Annotated in this window: 19 protein-coding genes; 10 read left to right on the forward strand and 9 right to left on the reverse strand. The window is 71.8% G+C overall.

Features of this window, described 5'->3' with window-relative positions:
• Positions 1 to 69: 69 nt before the first annotated feature.
• Positions 70 to 1,053, reverse strand: a complete 984-nt coding sequence (locus AB0K03_RS19895; protein WP_364686899.1) for an ADP-ribosylglycohydrolase family protein — start codon at positions 1,051 to 1,053, stop codon at positions 70 to 72.
• An 18-nt stretch (positions 1,054 to 1,071) separates the two neighbouring features.
• Here AB0K03_RS19895 and AB0K03_RS19900 point away from each other — a divergent pair, with 18 nt between their 5' ends.
• Both AB0K03_RS19900 and AB0K03_RS19905 read left to right on the forward strand, forming a co-directional pair.
• A complete protein-coding gene (locus tag AB0K03_RS19900; protein WP_364686901.1) occupies positions 1,072 to 2,259 on the forward strand; it encodes a hypothetical protein in 1,188 nt (395 codons plus the stop codon).
• 67 nt (positions 2,260 to 2,326) lie between these two features.
• On the forward strand, positions 2,327 to 2,590 hold the full coding sequence (locus AB0K03_RS19905) for a hypothetical protein (RefSeq protein ID WP_364686903.1): 264 nt from the start codon (positions 2,327 to 2,329) through the stop codon (positions 2,588 to 2,590).
• Between the two features lie 5 nt (positions 2,591 to 2,595).
• Here AB0K03_RS19905 and AB0K03_RS19910 read toward each other — a convergent pair whose 3' ends face one another.
• Complete coding sequence (locus AB0K03_RS19910) at positions 2,596 to 3,162, reverse strand: hypothetical protein (RefSeq protein WP_364686905.1); 567 nt, start codon at positions 3,160 to 3,162, stop codon at positions 2,596 to 2,598.
• A gap of 80 nt (positions 3,163 to 3,242) precedes the next feature.
• Positions 3,243 to 4,268, reverse strand: coding sequence for a class II fructose-bisphosphate aldolase (gene fbaA / locus AB0K03_RS19915; protein ID WP_364686907.1), 1,026 nt, complete (start codon positions 4,266 to 4,268; stop codon positions 3,243 to 3,245).
• Between the two features lie 183 nt (positions 4,269 to 4,451).
• Between fbaA and AB0K03_RS19920 the strand changes: the two genes are divergently transcribed.
• The 4 genes from AB0K03_RS19920 to AB0K03_RS19935 all read left to right on the forward strand — a co-directional run bounded on the left by AB0K03_RS19920 (position 4,452) and on the right by AB0K03_RS19935 (position 9,552).
• Positions 4,452 to 4,643, forward strand: a complete 192-nt coding sequence (locus AB0K03_RS19920) for a hypothetical protein (protein WP_364686909.1) — start codon at positions 4,452 to 4,454, stop codon at positions 4,641 to 4,643.
• 42 nt (positions 4,644 to 4,685) lie between these two features.
• On the forward strand, positions 4,686 to 6,110 hold the full coding sequence (locus AB0K03_RS19925) for a 3' terminal RNA ribose 2'-O-methyltransferase Hen1 (RefSeq protein WP_364686911.1): 1,425 nt from the start codon (positions 4,686 to 4,688) through the stop codon (positions 6,108 to 6,110).
• Entirely contained in the window at positions 6,107 to 8,584 is a 2,478-nt protein-coding gene (locus tag AB0K03_RS19930) for a polynucleotide kinase-phosphatase (RefSeq protein ID WP_364686913.1), read from the forward strand. The genes AB0K03_RS19925 and AB0K03_RS19930 overlap by 4 nt, the downstream gene beginning before the upstream one ends.
• Before the next feature lie 125 nt (positions 8,585 to 8,709).
• Positions 8,710 to 9,552, forward strand: coding sequence for a DedA family protein (locus tag AB0K03_RS19935; RefSeq protein ID WP_364686915.1), 843 nt, complete (start codon positions 8,710 to 8,712; stop codon positions 9,550 to 9,552).
• Positions 9,553 to 9,680: 128 nt separating this feature from the next.
• Here the strand turns inward: AB0K03_RS19935 and AB0K03_RS19940 are convergent, their stop codons facing one another.
• From AB0K03_RS19940 to AB0K03_RS19960, 5 genes are all read right to left on the reverse strand, one after another.
• A complete protein-coding gene (locus AB0K03_RS19940) occupies positions 9,681 to 10,388 on the reverse strand; it encodes a class II aldolase/adducin family protein (protein WP_364687133.1) in 708 nt (235 codons plus the stop codon).
• 529 nt (positions 10,389 to 10,917) lie between these two features.
• A complete protein-coding gene (locus AB0K03_RS19945; RefSeq protein WP_014440216.1) occupies positions 10,918 to 11,295 on the reverse strand; it encodes an ArsR/SmtB family transcription factor in 378 nt (125 codons plus the stop codon).
• A gap of 57 nt (positions 11,296 to 11,352) precedes the next feature.
• On the reverse strand, positions 11,353 to 11,745 hold the full coding sequence (locus AB0K03_RS19950; RefSeq protein ID WP_364686917.1) for a hypothetical protein: 393 nt from the start codon (positions 11,743 to 11,745) through the stop codon (positions 11,353 to 11,355).
• A 353-nt stretch (positions 11,746 to 12,098) separates the two neighbouring features.
• Positions 12,099 to 13,247, reverse strand: coding sequence for a hypothetical protein (locus AB0K03_RS19955; RefSeq protein WP_364686919.1), 1,149 nt, complete (start codon positions 13,245 to 13,247; stop codon positions 12,099 to 12,101).
• A gap of 91 nt (positions 13,248 to 13,338) precedes the next feature.
• Entirely contained in the window at positions 13,339 to 14,277 is a 939-nt protein-coding gene (locus AB0K03_RS19960) for a hypothetical protein (protein WP_364686921.1), read from the reverse strand.
• Between the two features lie 349 nt (positions 14,278 to 14,626).
• Between AB0K03_RS19960 and AB0K03_RS19965 the strand changes: the two genes are divergently transcribed.
• Positions 14,627 to 14,806 carry a hypothetical protein gene (locus AB0K03_RS19965; protein WP_199513361.1) on the forward strand — a complete coding sequence of 60 codons (180 nt, stop codon included), beginning with the start codon at positions 14,627 to 14,629 and terminating at the stop codon, positions 14,804 to 14,806.
• 50 nt (positions 14,807 to 14,856) lie between these two features.
• Here AB0K03_RS19965 and clpB read toward each other — a convergent pair whose 3' ends face one another.
• The gene (gene clpB, locus AB0K03_RS19970) at positions 14,857 to 17,445 is read right to left on the reverse strand and encodes an ATP-dependent chaperone ClpB (RefSeq protein ID WP_364686923.1); all 2,589 of its coding nucleotides are present in this window, start codon (positions 17,443 to 17,445) and stop codon (positions 14,857 to 14,859) included.
• 168 nt (positions 17,446 to 17,613) lie between these two features.
• On the opposite strand from clpB, the gene AB0K03_RS19975 reads away from it, so the two are divergent.
• From AB0K03_RS19975 to AB0K03_RS19985, 3 genes are read left to right on the forward strand one after another with little or no spacing between them, the layout of a single operon-like run.
• Positions 17,614 to 18,828, forward strand: coding sequence for a sugar efflux transporter (locus AB0K03_RS19975; protein ID WP_364686925.1), 1,215 nt, complete (start codon positions 17,614 to 17,616; stop codon positions 18,826 to 18,828).
• A gap of 18 nt (positions 18,829 to 18,846) precedes the next feature.
• Complete coding sequence (locus AB0K03_RS19980) at positions 18,847 to 19,344, forward strand: cation:proton antiporter regulatory subunit (RefSeq protein ID WP_364686927.1); 498 nt, start codon at positions 18,847 to 18,849, stop codon at positions 19,342 to 19,344.
• Between the two features lie 45 nt (positions 19,345 to 19,389).
• A complete protein-coding gene (locus tag AB0K03_RS19985) occupies positions 19,390 to 20,595 on the forward strand; it encodes a cation:proton antiporter (RefSeq protein WP_364686929.1) in 1,206 nt (401 codons plus the stop codon).
• Positions 20,596 to 20,627 lie beyond the last annotated feature (32 nt).

Raw genomic sequence — 20,627 nt, forward strand, 5'->3', positions numbered from 1 at the left:
AACCGGCCGGGCGATCAGCCCGCACCTCACCCCGAACACGCGCAACCGGCCGGGCGATCAGCCGGATGGTCAGTCCCACGCGTCGCCCAGGGCCCGCAGCCGGTCGGCGTACTCGATGCGCCGGTCCCATCCGGCAGGCCAGGCCGCCAGGCCCAGCGCCGCCCCCGCGAAAGCGCCGGCCAGGCAGGCGATCGAGTCGGAGTCGCCGGACGAGGCCGCCCCGCGGCCGAGCACCGCGACCGGGTCGTCCGGCGAGATCAGGTAGCAGTACAAGGCCGTGGCCAGCGCTTCCTCCGCGATCCATCCTTCGCCTGTCACCAGGCACGGGTCGCCTCCGGTGTCGCCGCGGCGCAGGGCCACGTCGACCCGGGCCAGCGCCGCGTCCGTTTCCGCCCAGCCGACCGCGATGAACGCCGCCGGGCTTTCGGCGCCCGAGCGTCGCCAGAGGTCACCGAGCCAATCCTCTCGGTAGCCCTGTCCCACGCATCGCGCCCGCAGAGCGGGAAGAAGATCTTGAGGATCAAGACCGTCGGCGAGCCACCGTACGGCCAGAGCGGTCAGTTCGCTGGCCGCGAGCCCGGTCGGGTGCCCGTGGGTCAGCCCGGCCTGCAACTGGGCCGCGCCGGCACGCTGGTCCTCGGTCAGCCCCGGAGCGAGGCCCAGCGGGGTGACCCGCATGTTCGCGCCGTACCCCTTCGAGTGGATCTGCGACGCGTCCTGCCACGGCTTGCCGCCGGCCAGCTCGGCGCAGGCGCGCAGGCACGTCATGCCGGGCGCCCGGTTGTTGTCCGGGCTGGCGGCCCAGTCGAGGAAGGCCTGCCGCAGCACCGGCTCGTAGTCGCCCGGGGTGAGCGCCGGCGCCGCGACCAGTGCTTCGCCGACCGCCAGCATCATCTGCGTGTCGTCGGTGACCAGCGCCGGATCGCCCGTCAACTCCCGCGGCCCGCGCACGCCGTAGCGCTCGATGATCGTCGCGTAGTCCTGGAACTCGGTCGGTTTGCCGAGCGAGTCCCCGTACGCGAGCCCGAACAGCGATCCTGAGGCGTTTCGCACGGTGGCTACCCTACGGTGATGTTCGGAGACCCTGCACACCCGTTCGACGCCACCGAGTTCGAGGTCGAGTCGCGCGCCGAGTTCGACGTCCACCTCGCCAAGCGGTCGCTCGCCGGGCTGATCGTGCTCGGTCTCCGGCTCGACGCCGATCCGCCGGACTTCACCGGCATCGACGTGTCGGGAACGTTCTTCGTCGGGTGCGAGTTCGCCAGTGCGGAGGCCGAGGTGGATCTGATCCGCCGCGGCGCGCACCTGATCCCGCCGTTCGACGCCCGGCCGTACCCGACGCATCCGGCGCTGCTCTACACCCCCGAGGATCTCGCGGCCGGCTTCGCCGACGGGGGCTTCGCCGGCATGTTCGACACCCTGGTCTACCAGCACTTCCTCGACCATGGCGGGGCGACGCCGGACCTGCGCGAGGCGATCGCGCAGCGGCTGCACGACGCGGGCATCGACAACGCGCTGGGCAAGGCGCTGACCGCGTGGCTGGCGGCCAACGGCAGCCACGGCGCGGTCGGGATCATGGGCGGGCACGCCGAGCCGCGCGGCTCGGACGCGTACCGGATGGCCGCGACGCTGGCGCACCGCCTGGCCGCCGCCGGGCGGCTGATCGTGACCGGCGGCGGTCCGGGGGTGATGGAGGCGGCGAACCTCGGCGCGTACTTCGCCACCCGCCCCGAGGCGGAGCTCGCCGAGGCGATCGACATGCTCGCGCCGGCGCCGGGATTCCTCGACCACGATCCGTACACGGCGGCCGCGCTGGCCGTGCGCGAGCGCTTCCCGGCGCCGGTGGCCGGGGCGAACGACGTGGTGGGCCGGCTGACGCACGGCGGCCTGGCCCTGCCGACCTGGCTGTACGGCCACGAGCCGGCGAACCTCTTCGCGGGTCAGATCGGCAAGTACTTCTCCAACGCGGTCCGCGAGGACTCGATCCTGCGGCTGTCCCGCGGCGGGATCGTGTTCGCGCCGGGCTGGGCGGGCACGGTGCAGGAGGTGTTCCAGGCGGCGACGAAGACCTTCTACCGTACGGACGGTCCCTCGGGAGCCTTTGTCTTCCTCGGGGTGGCGCACTGGGCGGAGCTGCCGGTGGAGGCGCTGCTCCGGCCGTTGCTGGCCAAGTCGCCCCACGGCGACCAATCGGATCTGCTGGTGGTCACCGACTCACTCGACGAGGCGGTGGCCGCGCTCAGCACCCCGGTCGACTGACAGCGACGGCCGCGCTCAACACCCCGGTCGGCTGACAGGGGTGGCGGGCCTCCCGCACACTGCCGTCATGGCGATGATCCTGTTTCTGCTGTTCCTGCTGGTGGTGGTCGCCGTGGCCGCGGCCGCGGCCCGGCGCAGCGGTGATCGGTCCGTCCGGCGCGGCGGCGGATGGGGCGCAACCAGCATCCAGACCGCGGGCGACACCTCCTACGACGCGGGGCCGGCCGATCACGGGCACCACGGCCACCACCACGGCCACAGCGACGGCGGCGGGTGGGGCGACGGCGGCGGGTGGGGTGGCGACAGCGGAGGCGGCGGCGGAGGCGACTGAGCCGGTCAGGCGACGTGGACGCGGCGCCAGCTGGTGACCGGGAGCTCCATCTCCGGCACGTCGGTCAGGCCGTTCTCGTCCATGGCGTTGTAGATCGCAAGGCGGGCGCCGTCGAACAGGAACTCGACCGCGTGCAGGAAGCCCGAGTGCCACTTGGCCGGCGTCGTCCGCTCGATGATGTTGACCTCGCGCAGGACGCGGCCGCGGGCGTTGCGCAGCGCGGCGTGCGGGTCGGCGCGCCAGTCCAGCTGGATGCCGGTCGCGTACCAGTCGATGGGCGCGGTCATGTCCACCTGGTCCCAGGTGATGGCGCACTCGTCGAACTTGCGGTGGGTGATCTCGACGTTGGTGCCGCCGAAGCCCAGGATCACCGGCCCGTCGGCGAACCAGCCGCGCTCCGACATGTCCCACATGAGCCAGCCGTGCAGCAGTTTGCGGCCGATGAGCCGCGTGAACCGTGCTCTGTGGACGGCGGCGAGCGCGACGGCATCGTGGTGCCATTCCGGGTCGTAGCCCTCGATGCCGAGCAAGATCACCACCTCTGTGGACAGGCAGACGACGATGGTACCCACGGCCGAGCGGAACCCCGCAACACGAGAGCGGCCGGCCCCCGGACGGGGACCGGCCGCATTCGCAGTCCGTTACGGAAGGGTCACTTGGACAGCGTGGTGCCCGTCGAGCGCAGGTGCTCGCACGCCTCGACGACGCGCTTCGCCAGGCCGTTCTCGGCCAGCTTGCCCCAGGCGCGCGGGTCGTACGCCTTCTTGTTGCCGACCTCGCCGTCGATCTTGAGCACGCCGTCGTAGTTCTTCATCATGTGGTCGACGACCGGGCGGGTGAACGCGTACTGGGTGTCGGTGTCGATGTTCATCTTCACCACGCCGTAGTCCAGGGCGCCGTGGATCTCCGAGAGCAGCGAGCCCGAGCCGCCGTGGAAGACCAGGTCGAACGGCTTCTCCTTGCCGTACTTGGCGCCGACCGCCTCCTGGATCTCCTTGAGGATCTCCGGGCGCAGCTTGACGTTGCCCGGCTTGTAGACGCCGTGCACGTTGCCGAAGGTCAGGGCCGTCATGTAGCGGCCCTTCTCGCCCAGGCCGAGCGCGGCGGCCGTGGCCAGGCCGTCCTCGACGGTCGAGTACAGCTTGTCGTCGATCGCGGCGGAGACGCCGTCCTCCTCGCCGCCGACCACGCCGACCTCGATCTCGAGGATGATGTGCGCGGCCGCCGCCTGCGCCAGCAGCTCCTCGGCGATCTGCAGGTTCTCCTCGACCGGCACGGCGGAGCCGTCCCACATGTGCGACTGGAACAGCGGGGCCTTGCCGTTGGCGACGCGCTCCTTGCTGATGGCCAGCAGCGGGCGCACGTACCCGTCGAGCTTGTTCTTCGGGCAGTGGTCGGTGTGCAGCGCGATGTTGATCGGGTAGTTCTTGGCGACCTCGGTGGCGAACTCGGCGAGCGCGACCGCACCGGTGATCATGTTCTTGACCGTCGGGCCGGACACGTACTCGGCGCCGCCGGTGGAGATCTGGATGATGCCGTCGCTGCCCGCCTCGGCGAAGCCCTGCAGCGCCGCGTTCAGGGTCTGCGAGGACGTGACGTTGATCGCGGGGTACGCGAACGCGCCGGCCTTGGCGCGGTCGAGCATCTCGGCGTAGACCTCTGGGGAAGCGATGGGCATCGGTGCGCTCCTTGTTTCTCTGGCCTTGATTCTCTGGCGTGAAGAGGGCAGGACCGCGCTGTCCTCCACCAGGCAGTATTCCGCAGCCGGGGATGCCGATGGAAATCGCCCCGGTTTACGTACCGTCACGGCGGGGGACCGGGCACCATTGAGGCACGCCCCTGACGGTGAAGGGAGTCCGTTATGACGTACCCCGAGAACGATGTCGACCTGGAGACCCCCGAGGTGGACGCGGCGGAGCAGGCCAAGGAGGCCGCGCCGGGCTGGCTGGAGGACGAGGCCGAGGAGGCCGAGGCGCCGGAGGCGATCGAGGTCTCGGAGTGGGACAGGCAGGAGCAGAGCCGCATCGTCGAGATGGAGGACGACTACCGGTAATTTGCGTCGCGCTGGCGTGCGCGCCGCTGCGATCATCGGTCGGTGCTGCTCACCGTGACGACCACCCACCGGCCGGCGACCGACCTCGGTTACCTGCTGGTCAAGCACCCTGGGAAGGTGCACGCCTTCGACGTGCCCACGGGTACGGCGTACGTCCTCTTCCCCGAGGCAGCGGACGACCGGTGCACGGCGGCGCTGCTGCTGGACGTGGATCCGCAGCGGCTGGCCGCCGGCCGGGGTGGTCGCCGGCAGCAGGCGGCGCCCGAGTCGTTCGCGCTCGGGCAGTACGTCAACGACCGCCCGTACGCGGCGTCCAGCCTGCTGGCCGGCGCGCTCGCCAAGGTTTTCCGCAGCGCCCTGCGCGGCGAGTCGAGGGACCGGCCCGACCTGGCCGGCGCGACGATCCCGCTCGAGATCCGCGTGCCGGTCCTGCGCTGCAAGGGTGACGCCGCAGCGCTGTTCGAGCCGCTGGGCTGGCACGTCACGGTCGAGCCGATCCCGCTCGACGACGTGCCCGAGGGCCATCCGCTGGCCGGCGACAGCCCGTACGCGGACCTCACCCTGACCGGCACGCTGCGCCTCGCCGACGCGCTCAACCACCTGTACGTGCTGCTGCCCGTCCTCGACGACGCCAAGCACTACTGGGTGGCGCCCGACGAGATCGACAAGCTGTTGCGCGCGGGCGAGGGCTGGCTGGCCGGCCACCCGGAGAAGGTGCTGATCACCCGCCGCTATCTGGCGCACCGCCGGTCGCTGGCCGCGAGCGCGCTCGAGCTGCTGGACCGGGACGATCCGGACACGGTCGACGCACCCACCGACACGGCCGCCGACGAGGACGCCGAGCTGCCCGTCGCGCGCAAGCAGTCACTCGCCGAGCAGCGACGGGACGCGGTGCTCGCCGCGCTGGCAGACTCCGGCGCCGCGCGGGTCCTCGACCTCGGCTGCGGCGGCGGCGCGCTGCTCAGCGCGTTGATCAAGGACAAGCGTCACACCGAGATCGTCGGTACGGACGTCTCCGCCCGCGCCCTCGACCTGGCCCACAAGCGCCTGCGCCTGGACCGGCTCCCGGAACGCCAGCGCGGCCGCGTGACGCTGTGGCAGTCGGCCCTCACCTACCGCGACGACCGGCTGAAGGGGTACGACGCCGCCGTGCTGATGGAGGTGATCGAGCACCTGGACCCGCCGCGGCTGCCCGCGCTGGAGGCCTCGGTCTTCGGGCACGCACGCCCGGCGACCGTCATCGTCACCACGCCGAACGCCGAGTACAACGTGCTGTACGAGGGACTGACCGGCATGCGGCACAGCGACCACCGCTTCGAGTGGACGCGCGCCGAGTTCGCCGGCTGGGCGCAGCGGACCGCCGAGGCGCACGGCTACGACGTGGCTCTCTCCGGCGTCGGGGAGGCCGACGAGACCCACGGAAACCCCACCCAGATGGCCGTCTTCACGAGGAAGGACGCGGCGTGACCGAGATCGACATCCCGGAGCTGGCCCTCGTCGCGCTGGTCGGCGTCTCGGGGTCCGGAAAGTCCACCTTCGCGCGTACGCACTTCGCGCCGACGCAGGTGCTCTCCTCCGACTACTTCCGCGGCCTGGTGGCCGACGACGAGAACGACCAGTCGGCGTCCGGGGACGCCTTCGACGTGCTGCACTACGTGGCCGCCAAGCGGCTCAAGGCCGGACGGCTGACCGTCGTCGACGCCACCAACCTGCAGCCGCATGCGCGGGCCGGGCTGGTCAAGGTCGCCCGGGAACACGACGTGCTGCCGGTCGCGGTGGTCCTGGACGTGCCGGAGGCGCTGGCCTGGGAGCGTACGCAGGCCCGCGAGGACCGTACGTTCGGCCGGCAGGTCCTGACCCGGATGCAGCGCGACCTGCGCCGTTCCCTGGGGCAGCTGACCCGGGAGGGCTTCCGCAAGGTGCACGTCCTGCGCGGCGTGGACGAGATCGCCGCCGCGACGATCCGCTACGAGAAGCTCTTCAACGACAAGCGCGAGCTCACCGGGCCGTTCGACATCATCGGCGACGTGCACGGCTGCCATGCCGAGCTGGTCGCGCTGCTCACCACGCTCGGGTACGCCGTGACCAGCGACAACGCCGTGCATCCGGAGGGGCGTACGGCGGTCTTCGTGGGCGACCTGGTCGACCGCGGCCCGGATTCCCCCGCCGTCCTGCGCCTGGTCATGGGCATGGTGGCCGCCGGCACGGCGCTGTGTGTGCCGGGAAACCACGAGCAGAAGCTGGCCCGCAAGCTGAACGGCCGCAACGTGCAGCTCACCCACGGCCTGCCGGAGACCCTCGCGCAGCTCGACGCCGAGCCGCCGGAGTTCGTGGCGGACGTCCGCGCCTTCATCGAGGGCCTGGTCAGCCACTACGTGCTCGACGGCGGCCGGCTCGTGGTCGCGCACGCCGGGCTCAAGGAGGCGTACCACGGGCGGGCGTCCGGCCGGGTGCGCTCCTTCGCGCTCTACGGCGAGACCACGGGCGAGACCGACGAGTACGGCCTCCCGGTCCGTTACCCCTGGGCCCGCGACTACCGAGGCTCGGCAGCGGTCGTGTACGGGCACACCCCCACGCCGGAGCCGGAGTGGATCAACAACACGATCTGCCTCGACACCGGTTGCGTGTTCGGCGGCAAGCTGACCGCCCTGCGCTGGCCGTCCCGCGAGCTCGTGTCCGTCCCCGCGGCCCGCGAGTACTACGCCCCGGCCCGCCCGCTGGTGGCCGCCACCGCGAAACCCGACGAGGGCCTGGACCTCGCGGATGTGACCGGCCGGCGACACATCGACTACGGGTACGGCCGCACGACGGTCGCCGCGGAGAACGCCGCCGCGGCGCTGGAGGTGATGAGCCGCTTCGCGCTGGCCCCGGAGACGCTGGTCTGGCTGCCCCCGACCATGGCGCCGTGCTCGACGGCCACCGTCGACGGCTATCTCGAGCACCCGTCGACGGCGTTCGCGGACCTGCGCGCGGCCGGCGTCGGCACGGTCGTGTGCGAGGAGAAGCACATGGGCTCCCGTGCGGTCGTCCGCGTCTCGCGGGACGGGGACGGGGACGCCATCTGGACGCGTACGGGCCGGCCGTTCTTCGACGCCGCCCGCAACACGGCACTGCTGGACGACGTACGGGCGGCAGCCGTGCGAGCCGGCGTGCTCGACGACGGCTGGCTGCTGCTCGACGCCGAGCTCCTGCCCTGGTCGGCCAAGGCGGGCGGGCTCATCCGCGAGCGGTACGCCGGTGTCGGCGCCGCCGGACGCGCCGCGCTGCCGGCTGCCCTGTCGGTGCTGGACCGAGTTGCCGGGCGAGGGCTGGAGGTGGCTTCGCTGCGGGAGCGGATCGAGCTCCGGGCGGCCGAGATCGACGCGTACTCGACGGCCTACCGTGCGTACGTGCGGCCGGTCGACGGGCTCACCGGCGTGACCCTCGCGCCGTTCGCCGTGCTCGCCGCTCCGGGCGTGAGCTTCAAGGACAAGGACCACGGCTGGCACCTCGACGTCGCGGACCGGCTCGTCGCCGCGGATCCGCAGCTGTTCACGCGTACGCGGCGGATCGTCGTCGAACTCGGTGACGCCGCGTCGGAGCAGGCGGCGACGCAGTGGTGGCTCGACCTCACCGCCGCCGGGGGCGAGGGCATGGTCGTCAAGCCGTACGCCGGTCTCGGCGCGACCGACGCCAAGGGGCGACTCGTGCAGCCGGGCGTGAAATGCCGCGGAAGGGAGTATTTGCGGATCATCTATGGCCCGGAGTACACCCGCCCCGAGCAGCTCGACCGGCTCCGGCAGCGGCAGCTGGGCCGCAAGCGGAGCCTGGCGCTGCGTGAGCACGGGCTGGGCCTGGCCGCGCTGGATCGGCTGGCCGAGGGTGCGCCGCTGTGGCGGATCCACGAGCTGGTCTTCGCCATCCTCGCCGCCGAATCGGAACCGGTCGATCCGCGCCTGTAACGAACCTCCTTCCACCTGGCGCCGGACCGGACCGGTCCGGCGCCGGCCTCGCCTCGTTGGGGAAGGCTCGATCCACAGCATCCGTACAGGCTCGCCTTGAGCAAGGGCCGGTACCCTTCCATGTCGTGACCTACCGTGCGCTCACCGAGCAGCTCGCCCTGAACCCGATGGACCCGAAGGACCTGTTGCAGACCTTCGGGTTGATCGGGGTCTGGGCGATCCTCTTCGCGGAGACCGGCCTGCTGGTCGGGTTCTTCTTCCCCGGGGACTCCCTGCTGTTCCTGGCCGGCGTGGCCGCGTCCCCGGTCGCCGACTCGATCTTCGGTGACGGCACCCGCATGTCGATCGTGGGCCTGCTCATCGGTGCGCCGCTGTGCGCGATCCTCGGCGCGCAGCTGGGCCACCTCCTCGGCGCCAAGTACGGCCGCCGCATGTTCGAACGCCCGGACAGCAAGCTGTTCAAGCGGGAGTACGTCGACAAGGCCGAGTACTACTTCGAGAAGTTCGGCCCCGCGAAGGCGGTGGTCCTGGCCCGGTTCATCCCGATCGTCCGGACCTTCCTCAACCCGGTCGCGGGCACCCTCGGCATGCCCGCCCGCAAGTTCCTGCTCTGGAACGTGGTCGGCGCGATCCTGTGGTGCGACGGCGTCATCCTGCTCGGCTACCTGCTCGCCCAGCAGATCTACGACGCGATCGGCGACAAGATCGACCACTACATCCTGCCGGTGGTCGCGCTCATCGTGCTGATCTCGGTGCTGCCGATCGGCATCGAGATGCTCCGCGAGCGCCGGGCCAAGAAGCGTGGCATCACTCTCGGCAAGGGCCCCGGCGCGCCGATGGAGGACCCGGGCCCGGCCACGGCGATCGGCGTGGTCGCCGCCGCGACGGTGGCGGGCATCGCCGAGGAGTTCGCCGACCGCGACGACGAGGACGACCACCGCCACCACCGCCCGCGCCACTCGGCCTGACAGCCCGGCGCCGTCCGTCCGGCCGCCGCCACCGCGGCCTGCCGAATGCCCCGGCCTGCCGAATGCCCCGGCCTGCCGAGCGCCCTGGCCTGCCGAGCGCCCCGGCCTGCCGAGTGCTGTCCCGGCTGCTACACGGAGACCGGTGCCGGCCCGGCCAGGCGGTCCAGGAATTCCTCCGGCACCTCGCGCAGATTGTCGAGGCGGCCCAGCGTGAGCGCCCGGTAGGTCAGCTGCGCGGCCTCCTCGAGGTTCCGCGCGCGTTTGTGCGCCAGCTCCACGCTGTCGGCGAGCACCACGCAGCCGTGCTGGCTGAGCACCAGACAGTTCGTGCCGTCCGCCGCCATGGCCGCCGTCAGCGCCGCCACCTCCGTGCTGCCGGGCAGCCGGAACGGCACGGTGGAGACCCGGCGCAGGTAGTAAGCGTGGTCCGTCGTCACGATGCGAATGTGCTCACCCAGCGCGTCGAGCAGCAGCGCGGTCTGCGGATGCAGGTGGACGATCGCCCTGACGTCCGGCCTGGTCCGGTAGATCGCCAGGTGCAGGGCGATCTCGCTGGTGGGCTCGACCCGCGGCGCCGGCAGGCCACTGCCACCCGGCGAGGCCGGCCTCGTCGGCACGCCACTGCCACCCGGCGAGGCCGGCGCGCCGTCGAAGATCCGTACGGCGGCGAAGGAGCTGCGGCTCAGCCGCTCCAGCCACGCGCCGCTCGCGGTGACCCAGCACGCGTCCTCGTCCGGGATGCGGGCGGAGAGGTTCCCGCCCGAGCCGCAGACCAGACCGGCCTGGACCACGTCGTAACCCACGTGCGCGAGCTGGTCGCGCAGATCTCCGGACACGTAGTTCAACAGTCACTCCTCGGGTCCCGGGGTGGATCCTGATGGAGGTGTCCCGCCTGGCGTCACGTCAGCCTCGGTGACGCCAGGCACCTTCCCGCCGTGGCGGGTGTCCCGTCCCCCGCGCTCGCCGCGCGGGGCCCTGCTCCACGTCCACGCTCGTCGCGCGGCTCTGCCTGCCACCCACGCTTCGCCGCGCAGGCTCTGTTCGCCGCCTACGCTCGTCTCGCGGGTCCTGCTTGCCACCCGCGCTCGTCGCGCAAGCTCTGCTGCTGACCGCGCACCTCGCGCGGGTCCTGCTTGCCACCCGCGCTCGTCGCGCAAGCTCTGCTGCTGACCGCGCACCTCGCGCGGGTCCTGCATGTCACCCGCGCTCGTCGCGCGGGTGCCTGCTTCGCCGACCGGTTGGGGCGGGCCTGCCCGTGGCCCGCCCGGTCTCCAGCGGGCTTCTTTGTGCACCCGGTCCGAGGACCGAAACGGTGCTGCGGCGCCCGGCCGGGCCGGGTGCCGTTACTCCAGACGTACGCCTGTCTCAGCGCGCCTTCTTGGTCGCGCGCTTGCGCGGCGGGGTGAGCAGGTCCGCGATCGTCGCGATCGCCGTCGGGACCAGGCGGTAGTACGCCCACACGCCCCGCTTCTCCCGCTCCAGCAGCCCGGCCTCCGTGAGGATCCGCAGGTGGTGGCTCACCGTCGGTTGCGACAGCCCGAGCGGTGCGGTGAGGTCGCAGACACACGCCTCGCCGTCCGTCGCGGACTGGATCAGGCTGAGCAGCCGGAGCCGGGCCGGGTCCGCGAGTGCCTTCAGCACCCCGGCCAGCCGCTCGGCGTCGGCACGTTCAATTGGCTCGCCGGCCAGCGGCGAGATCTGAGGCATTGTCATTTCCGCCAACGCAGTTCCCACGATCTCCATCCTTCCACCAACTGCATCGATTCTCCTGCATGTGCGCAGGAACGAACCGGCTGACTTTCAGGCCGTAAGGCCGAAGTCGATCGAACGGTAGGCCGATCGGTACGTCTGTCCGGCACCCCGCACGGCAGCGTCCGCACCCCGATCGACCATTCCCGCCACACCGACTTCGGTCTCTGCCTCCTGCAACGCCTCAGCCGCCGTCTGGTCGCTGCCCAACGCGGTCGAGCTCCTCGATCCCCGCCCCCGGAGTGAGCCGTCCCACATTTCCATGTCGCGATCAGTACGGCGACCGCCCGGCACCCGCCCGGTCGCCGGAACCGCCGTGTCCTGCACCGTCACACGGCGTAGGGCGGCGTCACAGTCAGCTTCACGACCCGATGAAAGCACGGCACAACGCTGCGCGACGGGCAATTCAGTGATGAATTTACGCAGGTCGTGGTGGGCTTCCATGACATCGAGAGTACTGGCTGGACGAAAACCGGAACCTTCTGCCCTGCCGGGGCGGAAAGGAACTATTGACCCTCGCCTAAACGTGAGAGCAACAGGAAATATTGTTAACTGAAGCACACCTCGCAACCCCTTTCGGGGACACATAGACGCAGCTCAAACCACTTCTCCCGAGCGCGGGCACGGGTCTGCGACTCAGGGACGGTCAGCAAACGCGTACGCACTGACACCGATGTCATCGCGACACATCTGGCCGTCTTCCGGAAAAGCCGATCCGGAAAGCGAAGGCGGGCAGACCCTCGGACATCAACGCTACCCGTTCGGATGACGTACGACCATCGATGCCCTGTCCCCCGTCAGCTGGACGGACAGGCAGAAGAACCCCCGTCCGTGTCACCCGCCGGAGACCCTTCCGGGTGACCCTCCGGGGGTGTCCGATGCGCGACCGAAGGCTGCGACGGCCCTTCCCCGCCCGGCGGCGAGGCCGGGGCGGGCGCTCCCGTTGCCGGCGGCCCGGCCGGCACGGAGTCTCCCCCGACGGCCGGCACGGACACTTCCGCGGGCGCGGGCACGGCCGGGGCGGGCACGCCCGACGCGGGCGCACTCGGCGCGAGCGCACTCGGCGCGGGCGCTTCCGCCGCCGGGGGCGTGGACGCGGCCGGCGCGGGTGCGGCCGGCGCGGGTGCGATCGGCGCGGGTGCGGCCGGGCCGACCGGTCGAGGTGGCGCCCACGGGCTCGGCTCCCCGGGGTGCTCAGCCGACGGGGACCCCGTCGCTACCGACGGTGGCGCGGACGGGTAGGGCGCGCCGTACACCGGTTGCGGCGGGCCGTAGTAACCCGCCTGCGCATACCCGCCGGGCGGCAGCGGGCCCGTGCCACCCGTGCCGTACCCCGCAGGCGGCAGCTGGGAGTTCGCGGCGAAGGGATCGGGCGGCAGCGGCTTCGCGGGCCGGCCGAAGAACTCCCGCGGAGCCGCGAGCAGCAGCGCCCCGACCAGCACGTACCCGGCGATCTGCGCGATCGCGAGACCGACGTTGAGCGGGATCCAGGCCCCCGGGTACGCGTCCGAGAGCGCCGACCCCAGCGAACCCGGCACGGACTCCCCGCTGCGCTGGACTCCCATGGTCGTAGCCGAGGCGCAGCCGGCCAGCAGGCCCAGCGTGCACACCACCAGCGTGGCGATGCGGAAGCCGTTGCTGCCGCGGCGCAGGCCCAGGGCGAGCACCACGTACAGGGCGAAGAGGAGCACGGCCAGGACGGCGGCGAGGGCGGCACCGATCCACACGACGGTCACGTAGCCGTCGACGTCGTCGCCGGAGCCGGCCGCCGTACGGAAGCGGTCCACCGTGCCGGGTGCGGTCGCGAGCGTGGCCACCGCGTACGCGAGGCCGGCCACGGCCATGACGATCAGCAGCACCGACGCGAGCGCTACCGAGGCGGGGCGGCGGGGCGCGGCGACCGGCGGGGGCGCGGCGGCGACCGGCGGCTGAACTGCGTACGTCATGACCGTCTCCCGGGTGATCCGTTGCGGACGAACCTACCTGGACGCGCGACGCGCCGCCGGGCTTACCCGGCGGCGCGTGACGAGGCCGATGTCAGGCGGGGTCGGTCGGCGGCCGGCCCGGCTGCTCCGGCGACGACGACGCGTCCGGCCCCGGCGAAGGCGGCGCGTCGGAGGACGAGGACGACGAAGCCGGCGGCGTGTCGGAGGACGAAGGCGGAGAAGCCGGCGGCGTGTCGGAGGACGAAGGCGGAGAAGCCGGCGGGGTCGGCGGGGTCGGCGCGCTCCACGGGTCCGTCGCCGGCACGCTGCCGGTGTGTGGAGCGCCCGCCGCCGGCGGCGCGGCGGGAGGGGTCGTGCCGGGATAGGGCGGGAAAGACCCCGGCGCGGGGTACGACGGCTGCTGCGGCTGGCCCGCCTGCGGGTAGCCGGGCTGACCCGGGTACGCCGGGTACGGCATCGACGGGTCCCAGGTCGGCTGCGGCTTGCGGAAGTACGCGTTCGCCGCCGGGAGCATCAGCAGGATGAGCGCGGTCAGGATGGCCAGCGCGAGCACGACGGACAGGGTCATCGTGACGGGCGGGTACCAGGAGGGCAGCGCCTCGGAGAGCCGCTCTTCGAGCTCACGGGCGCTGGGTCCGCTCGTGCTTCCCGTGTCGAGATTCATGGCGCTGGTGAGCGCGTTCCCGGCGAGGGCGGAGCCGAAGCAGCAGAACGAGATGCCGCCGATCACCCAGGTGGTGATCCGGGAGCCCTGCCGGCCGCGGTTGTTGAAGACCGCGAGGATCGCGAGGCCCGCCGCGAGCAGGAAGTTGATGACCACGCTGATCACGCTGACGCCGACCATGACGCTTTCCAGCCCGCTGTTGGACGTGTCGGCGTACAGGTCGGTGTAGACCTCCGAGAGCTTCGAGATCGTGGTCACCGTCAGCACCGCGTCCAGCACGATGAGGGCGGCGCTCAGATAGAGCAGGTACGACGAGACGGTGACGACCGTGGGGCGTGAACGCGGTGCTGGTGCTCCGGGATACATCGGCGCTCCCTCCTAGATCCACTCACGGTATCGGGCGGCTGCCAGAAGCGCGGACCGGAGGACACCCTGGCCGGCCTTGTGGCAACATCGCCCGACGTAGGACGAAATCGGATGAAATTGGTCGCTCGTTCAGGGGGCGACAGACCTCGCGCCCGACCCATACACTTCCATCTCGTGGCGCGCCGCAGGCATCGGAGTCTGACGGCGCCGCCCTGTGCCCATCCGAGTCGCCGCCCCCGCCCACCCATGGCAGGGGCCGAGGCAGACCGGATCCGGGCGCCCTCTCGATTGCGCGAGCCGCGTGACCACGCCGCGGCCGCCCCAGACCAGTTAAGGACCGGTGAGTCCCATGCCCCATGCAGACACCCTGACCGTCGTTCACCATGACGACTCGCGAACCAGCTACGAGGACGTGCGGTACCAGCTCCACCGCGACGGGATCAGGATCTGGTCCGAGGAGGGCGAACACGCCTTCACGGACATCCTCATGACCCACGCCTACCGGCAGCGGGAGGCGAAGGCGAGCTGAGCAGGAAGGGCCCCGAGGCAGAACCTCGGGGCCCTTCTTCATGGGTACGGTCAGGCGCGCGCGACGCGCAGGCCGTCCTTGTGCTCGCTCAGGTCGACCACCACCGTGTCGCCGTCGACGATCTCGCCGGCGAGCAGCGCCTTGGCGAGCGAGTCGCCGATCGCCGACTGCACGAGCCGGCGCAGCGGCCGCGCGCCGTAGATCGGGTCGTACCCGTGCTCGCCCAGCCACGCCACCGCCGCGTCGGTGACGTCCAGGCTGAGCCGGCGGTCGGCGAGACGGGCCCGCAGCCGGCCGAGCTGGATGTCCACGATCGCCGCGAGGTCCTGCGGCGTGAGCGCGTGGAACACCACGATGTCGTCGAGCCGGTTGAGGAACTCCGGCTTGAAGTGCGACCGGACGACCGCCATGACCTCCTCGCGCCGCTCCTCCTCGCCGAGGGTGAAGTCGGAGATGACCGACGAGCCCAGGTTCGAGGTGAGCACCAGGATGGCGTTGCGGAAGTCGACCGTACGGCCCTGCCCGTCGGTGAGCCGCCCGTCGTCGAGGACCTGCAGCAGCACGTCGAAGACGTCCGGGTGGGCCTTCTCGACCTCGTCCAGCAGCACCACGCTGTACGGGCGCCGGCGTACCGCCTCGGTCAGCTGGCCGCCCTCCTCGTAGCCCACGTATCCGGGCGGAGCGCCGACGAGGCGGGCGACGGAGTGCTTCTCGCCGTACTCGCTCATGTCGATGCGCACCATGGCGCGCTCGTCGTCGAAGAGGAAGCCGGCCAGCGCCTTGGCCAGCTCGGTCTTGCCGACGCCGGTGGGACCGAGGAACAGGAAGCTGCCGGTGGGGCGGTCCGGGTCGGCGACGCCCGCGCGGGCCCGGCGTACGGCTCCCGACACGGCCGCGACGGCCTCGGCCTGGCCGACCACCTTGGCCTGCAGCGACTCCTCCATGCGCAGCAGCTTGGCGGTCTCGCCCTCGAGCATCCGGCCGGCCGGGATGCCGGTCCAGGACGCGATGACCTCGGCGATGTCGTCCGCGCCGACCTCCTCCTTGACCATCGGCGGCTCGGTCTTCTCGTCCTCCGCCTCGGCCGCGCTCTCGATCTCGCGCTCGAGGGCGGGGATCTCCTGGTACTGCAGGCGGGAGGCCTTCTCCCACTCGGCGTCGCGCTGGGCGCGCTCGAGCTCGGCGCGGGTCTCGTCGAGCTTCTTCTTCAGCTCGCCGACGCGGTTGAGGCCGCCGCGCTCGCGCTCCCACCGGGCGTTGAGGGCGGTCAGCTCCTCCTCGCGGTCGGCGAGGTCGCGCTCGAGCCGCTCCAGGCGGGCGATCGACGCGGGGTCGGTCTCCTTCTCCAGCGCCAGCTTCTCCACGCGCATCCGGTCGACCTGCCGCTGCAGCTGGTCCAGCTCCACCGGCCGGGAGTCGATCTCCATGCGCAGCCGCGAGGCGGCCTCGTCGATGAGGTCGATGGCCTTGTCCGGCAGGAACCGGTCGCTGATGTAGCGGTCCGACAGCGCCGCGGCGGCGACGAGCGCGGCGTCGGTGATCTGGACCCGGTGATGGGCCTCGTACCGGCCCTTGAGGCCGCGCAGGATGCCGATGGTGTCCTCGACCGTGGGCTCGCCGACGACGACGGGCTGGAACCGGCGCTCGAGCGCGGGGTCCTTCTCGATGTGCTCGCGGTACTCGTCGAGCGTGGTCGCGCCGACCATCCGCAGCTCGCCGCGGGCCAGCATCGGCTTGAGCATGTTGCCGGCGTCCATCGAGCCCTCGCCCTTGCCGGCGCCGACGACGGTGTGCAGCTCGTCGAGGAACGTGACGACCTGGCCGTTGGAGTTGCGGATCTCCTCGAGGACGCTCTTGAGGCGCTCCTCGAACTGGCCGCGGTACTGCGCGCCGGCGACCATCGCGCCGAGGTCGAGCGAGACCAGTTTCTTGTCGCGCAGCGTCTCCGGGACGTCGCCGGCCACGATGCGCTGGGCGAGCCCCTCGACGATCGCGGTCTTGCCGACGCCGGGCTCGCCGATCAGCACCGGGTTGTTCTTCGTACGCCGGGAGAGCACCTGCACGACGCGGCGGATCTCGGCGTCCCGGCCGATCACCGGGTCGATCTTGCCCTCGCGCGCCTGGGCGGTGAGGTCGACGCTGTACTTCTCCAGCGCCTTGTAGGTCTGCTCGGGGTCCTGGTTGGTGACCCGGCGCTCGCCGCCGCGCACCGACGGGAACGCCGCGACCAGCGCCTCCTCGGTGGCGCCGACGTCGTGCAGGACCTTGCCGACCGCGCCGCCGACGCGGGCGAGACCGGCGAGGAGGTGCTCGGTGGAGACGTACTCGTCACCGAGCGGCTTGGCGATCAGCTCCGCCTCGCCGATCGCGTTGACGAACTCGCGGGAGAGGCTCGGCTCGGCGGTGGAGGAACCCCGGGCGGAGGGCTGCTGCTCGACGGCGCGGACGGCGGCGCGGCGTACGTCGGCAGGATTGGCGCCGACCGCCCGCAGCAGCGCCGGCGCCGTGGAGCCACCGGTGTCGAGCAGCGACAGGAGCAGGTGCCACGGCTCGACGGTGGCGTGCCCGCGCTGGCTGGCGTTGGCGACCGCGCCGGTGATGACCTCGCGGCTCTTGGTGGTCAGGCGTTCGGCGTTCATGAGCTCCCCTGGTCGGATCTACTGCCACAGCATCCGAGTGGTTCAGCACTCTCAGACTTGAGCGTATTCCACTCAACTCTAGGTCGGCGAGTCCACCGCCGGGAAAGAGACCTCCGTAACCGGTATCACCGTGGGCGAAGCGCCCGCGGGGCCCGTAGCGTCGCGGCCATGGCCCTGGACACCCCGCGGCGTACGCCGCAGCTCGCTCGTGCGCTCCTTCCGCTGGGCCTCGTCTTCCTCGCCGTCGGAATCTCCACCGCGCTGATCGGCCCGTTCCTGTCGCTCTTCCTCAGCACGGACGTCGACGCCGGCCCGCTGCAGGTGACCGTCTTCCTCGTCGTCGCGCCGCTGTCCGGCGTCCTCGGCTCCACGCTGATCGGGCGGCTGTCCGACCGGCGGCCGATCCGGCGCGCGCTGCTCATCGGCGGCGCGGTGGCCGGCATGGTCGGCTGCGCGTTCACCGCGGTGGTCCGGGACTACTGGGTGCTGCTCGGGCTCACCGTCACGGCCATCGCCGTCGCCAACTCACTCTTCCCGCAATCCTTCGCGTACGCCCGTCAGGTGCTCGAACGCGACGCGCCGGAGCGGGCGGCGATGGGCATCAGCGCGCTGCGTACGGTCTTCTCCCTGGCCTGGGTGGCCGGCCCGCCGCTGGCCGCATTTTTGCTCGAAGCCGGAGGATTCACCTGGGTGTACGGCGGCGCCGCCGTCATGTACGCGCTCGCGGCCGCGGTCGGCGTCTTCTGGCTCGGCGAGGTGGGCGCGCCCGCCGCGGTCACGGAGTCACCCGAGGACCGGGCGGCGCTGGACGCCCTCGAGGCGCCGCGGTGGATTCTGCTGCTCACCGCCGGCGCGTTCACCCTCATGCAGACGCCGCTCACCCTGGCAGTCCAGGCGCTGCCGCTGTTCATCAGCACCGACCTGCGCGGCGACGTGGGGGACGCGGGACTGGTCCTCGGCCTGTGCGCGGCGCTGGAGATCCCGCTGATGCTCGGGCTCGGGGCGCTCTCCACCCGGCTGCCCCTGCGGATGCTGCTCTTCGTGGGGGCGGCGTGCGGGATCGCGTACTACGCGACGGTGGCGGTGAGCACGAGCGTGTGGGTGCTGCTCGGGGCGCAGGTGCTCAACGCGCTGTTCATCGCGGCGGTGTCCGGGCTCGGGATCTCGTACATGCAGAACATGCTGCCGCGGCATCCCGGGCGCGCGACGACGCTGTTCACCAACTCGTTCCCGCTCGGGGCCATGCTCGCCGGGCCGCTGTTCGGGCTCGCCCAGCACTTCGGCTACCGCCTCGCGTACTGGATCTGCACCGGCCTCTGCGCGGCCGGGCTGCTGGTCCTCGCCCTCGTCCGGCAACGACCGGTGCCGAGCACGGCTGAGTAGATCAGTTACCGTGGAACAGTGCGCGTACGGGTAGAGCAGACCCCACTTCCTGGCATCGGCGTCCGCCATGACCTGGTGACGTCCTCGGGCCGTACGGTCGGCGTGGTCTCGCACCGCACCGGCCGCCGCGACCTGGTGCTCTACGACGTGGACGACCCCGACGCCTGCCTCGCCTCGATCCCGCTCACCGACGACGAGGCGGAGGCCCTGGCCGACGTCCTCGGCGCGTCGCTGATGCTGGGCCAGCTCTCCGGCCTGCGTCAGCAGGCCGCCGGGCTGCTCACCGAGCAGATCGCGCTGCCCGCCGGCTCGCCGTTCGTCGGCCGCCAACTGGGCGACACGCGAGCCCGCACCCGCACGAGCGCGTCCATCGTCGCGATCCTGCGCGACCGCGAGGTGATCGCGTCGCCGGGCCCGTCGTTCGTCTTCGAGGCGAACGACGTGGTGGTGGCCGTCGGCACCCGGCACGGCCTGGACGGCGTCACCGCCATCCTCGCCGGCGACCACGGCGACTGACCTCCACCGCGGCCGACAACCCAAGCACATACAAGAGGGGCGCCTGTGCACGGCACGACGATCCTGCTCATCGAGGTCGGCGCGCTACTCTTCGCGCTGGGCATGCTCGGCCGCCTGGGCCGGCGCATCGGGCTCTCCCCGATCCCGCTCTACCTGCTCGCCGGCCTGGCCTTCGGGCACGGCGGCCTGATCCCGCTCTCGGCGAGCGAGGAGTTCATCGAGATCGGCGCCGAGATCGGCGTGATCCTGCTGCTGGTGATGCTCGGGCTGGAGTACTCCGCCACCGAGCTCGTCGGCAACCTGCGCTCTGCGGCGCCCGCCGGCCTCATCGACGCGCTGCTCAACGCGTTGCCGGGGGCCGCCTTCGCGCTGCTGCTGGGCTGGGGCTGGCAGGCGGCGCTGGTGCTGGCCGGCATCACCTGGGTCTCGTCGTCGGGCGTGATCGCCAAGGTCCTCGCCGATCTGGGCCGGCTCGGTAACCGGGAGACGCCGGTGATCCTGTCCGTGCTGGTCATCGAGGACCTGGCGATGGCGTTCTACCTGCCGCTCGTCACGGCCGTCCTGGCCGGCGCGGGCCTGCTCGGGGGCGCGAAGGCCCTGGCGGTCGCGGTGCTCACGGTGATCGCCGTCCTCGTCGCGGCGATCCGGTACGGCCACGCCATCTCCAGCTTCATGTCGGTCAAGAACGCCGAGTCGCTGCTGCTCAGCGTTCTCGGCCTCACCCTGTTCGTCGCCGGCGTGGCGGCCGAGCTGCAGGTCTCCGCCGCGGTGGGCGCGTTCCTGGTGGGCATCGCCCTCTCCGGCGAGCTGGCGCACACGTCGGTGCAGATGCTGTCGCCGCTGCGCGACCTGTTCGCCGCCGTGTTCTTCGTGTTCTTCGGGCTCTCCACCGATCCGGCCGCGATGCCGCCGGTGCTGCTGCCCGCCCTCGGGCTCGCGGTGCTGACGATGCTCGCCAAGGTGGGCACCGGCATCCTCGCCGCGCGGCGGGTGGGCATCGCGCTGCCCGGTCAGGTCCGCGCCGGTCTCGCGCTGATGCCCCGCGGTGAGTTCTCGATCGTCATCGCGGGCCTGGCCGTGGCGAGCGGCGTCGAGCCCCGGCTGGCCCCGCTCGCGACCGCGTACGTGCTGATCACGGTGGTCAGCGGGCCGCTCCTGGCCCGGCTGCCCGACTACGCCTGGTTCAAGAAGTTCGTCCGGCGCCGGATGGCGGTCGGCCGTCCGCCCGAGCCGCTGCCCGCAACCGACTGACCTGCGAACTTCCAAGCTGCTCAAGGTTACTG

The organism is Actinoplanes sp. NPDC049316, from assembly GCF_040677315.1.
Taxonomy (GTDB): domain Bacteria; phylum Actinomycetota; class Actinomycetes; order Mycobacteriales; family Micromonosporaceae; genus Actinoplanes.

What these genes read in the sequence shown, in the direction of transcription:
- AB0K03_RS19900 (WP_364686901.1), top strand. Translation starts at nt 1,072, where the DNA reads ATGTTCGGAGACCCTGCACACCCGTTCGACGCCACCGAGTTCGAGGTC.
- AB0K03_RS19905 (WP_364686903.1), top strand. Translation starts at nt 2,327, where the DNA reads ATGGCGATGATCCTGTTTCTGCTGTTCCTGCTGGTGGTGGTCGCCGTG.
- fbaA (WP_364686907.1), bottom strand. Translation starts at nt 4,268, where the DNA reads ATGCCCATCGCTTCCCCAGAGGTCTACGCCGAGATGCTCGACCGCGCC.
- AB0K03_RS19920 (WP_364686909.1), top strand. Translation starts at nt 4,452, where the DNA reads ATGACGTACCCCGAGAACGATGTCGACCTGGAGACCCCCGAGGTGGAC.
- AB0K03_RS19945 (WP_014440216.1), bottom strand. Translation starts at nt 11,295, where the DNA reads ATGGAGATCGTGGGAACTGCGTTGGCGGAAATGACAATGCCTCAGATC.
- AB0K03_RS19950 (WP_364686917.1), bottom strand. Translation starts at nt 11,745, where the DNA reads ATGGAAGCCCACCACGACCTGCGTAAATTCATCACTGAATTGCCCGTC.
- AB0K03_RS19955 (WP_364686919.1), bottom strand. Translation starts at nt 13,247, where the DNA reads ATGACGTACGCAGTTCAGCCGCCGGTCGCCGCCGCGCCCCCGCCGGTC.
- AB0K03_RS19960 (WP_364686921.1), bottom strand. Translation starts at nt 14,277, where the DNA reads ATGTATCCCGGAGCACCAGCACCGCGTTCACGCCCCACGGTCGTCACC.
- AB0K03_RS19965 (WP_199513361.1), top strand. Translation starts at nt 14,627, where the DNA reads ATGCCCCATGCAGACACCCTGACCGTCGTTCACCATGACGACTCGCGA.
- clpB (WP_364686923.1), bottom strand. Translation starts at nt 17,445, where the DNA reads ATGAACGCCGAACGCCTGACCACCAAGAGCCGCGAGGTCATCACCGGC.
- AB0K03_RS19975 (WP_364686925.1), top strand. Translation starts at nt 17,614, where the DNA reads ATGGCCCTGGACACCCCGCGGCGTACGCCGCAGCTCGCTCGTGCGCTC.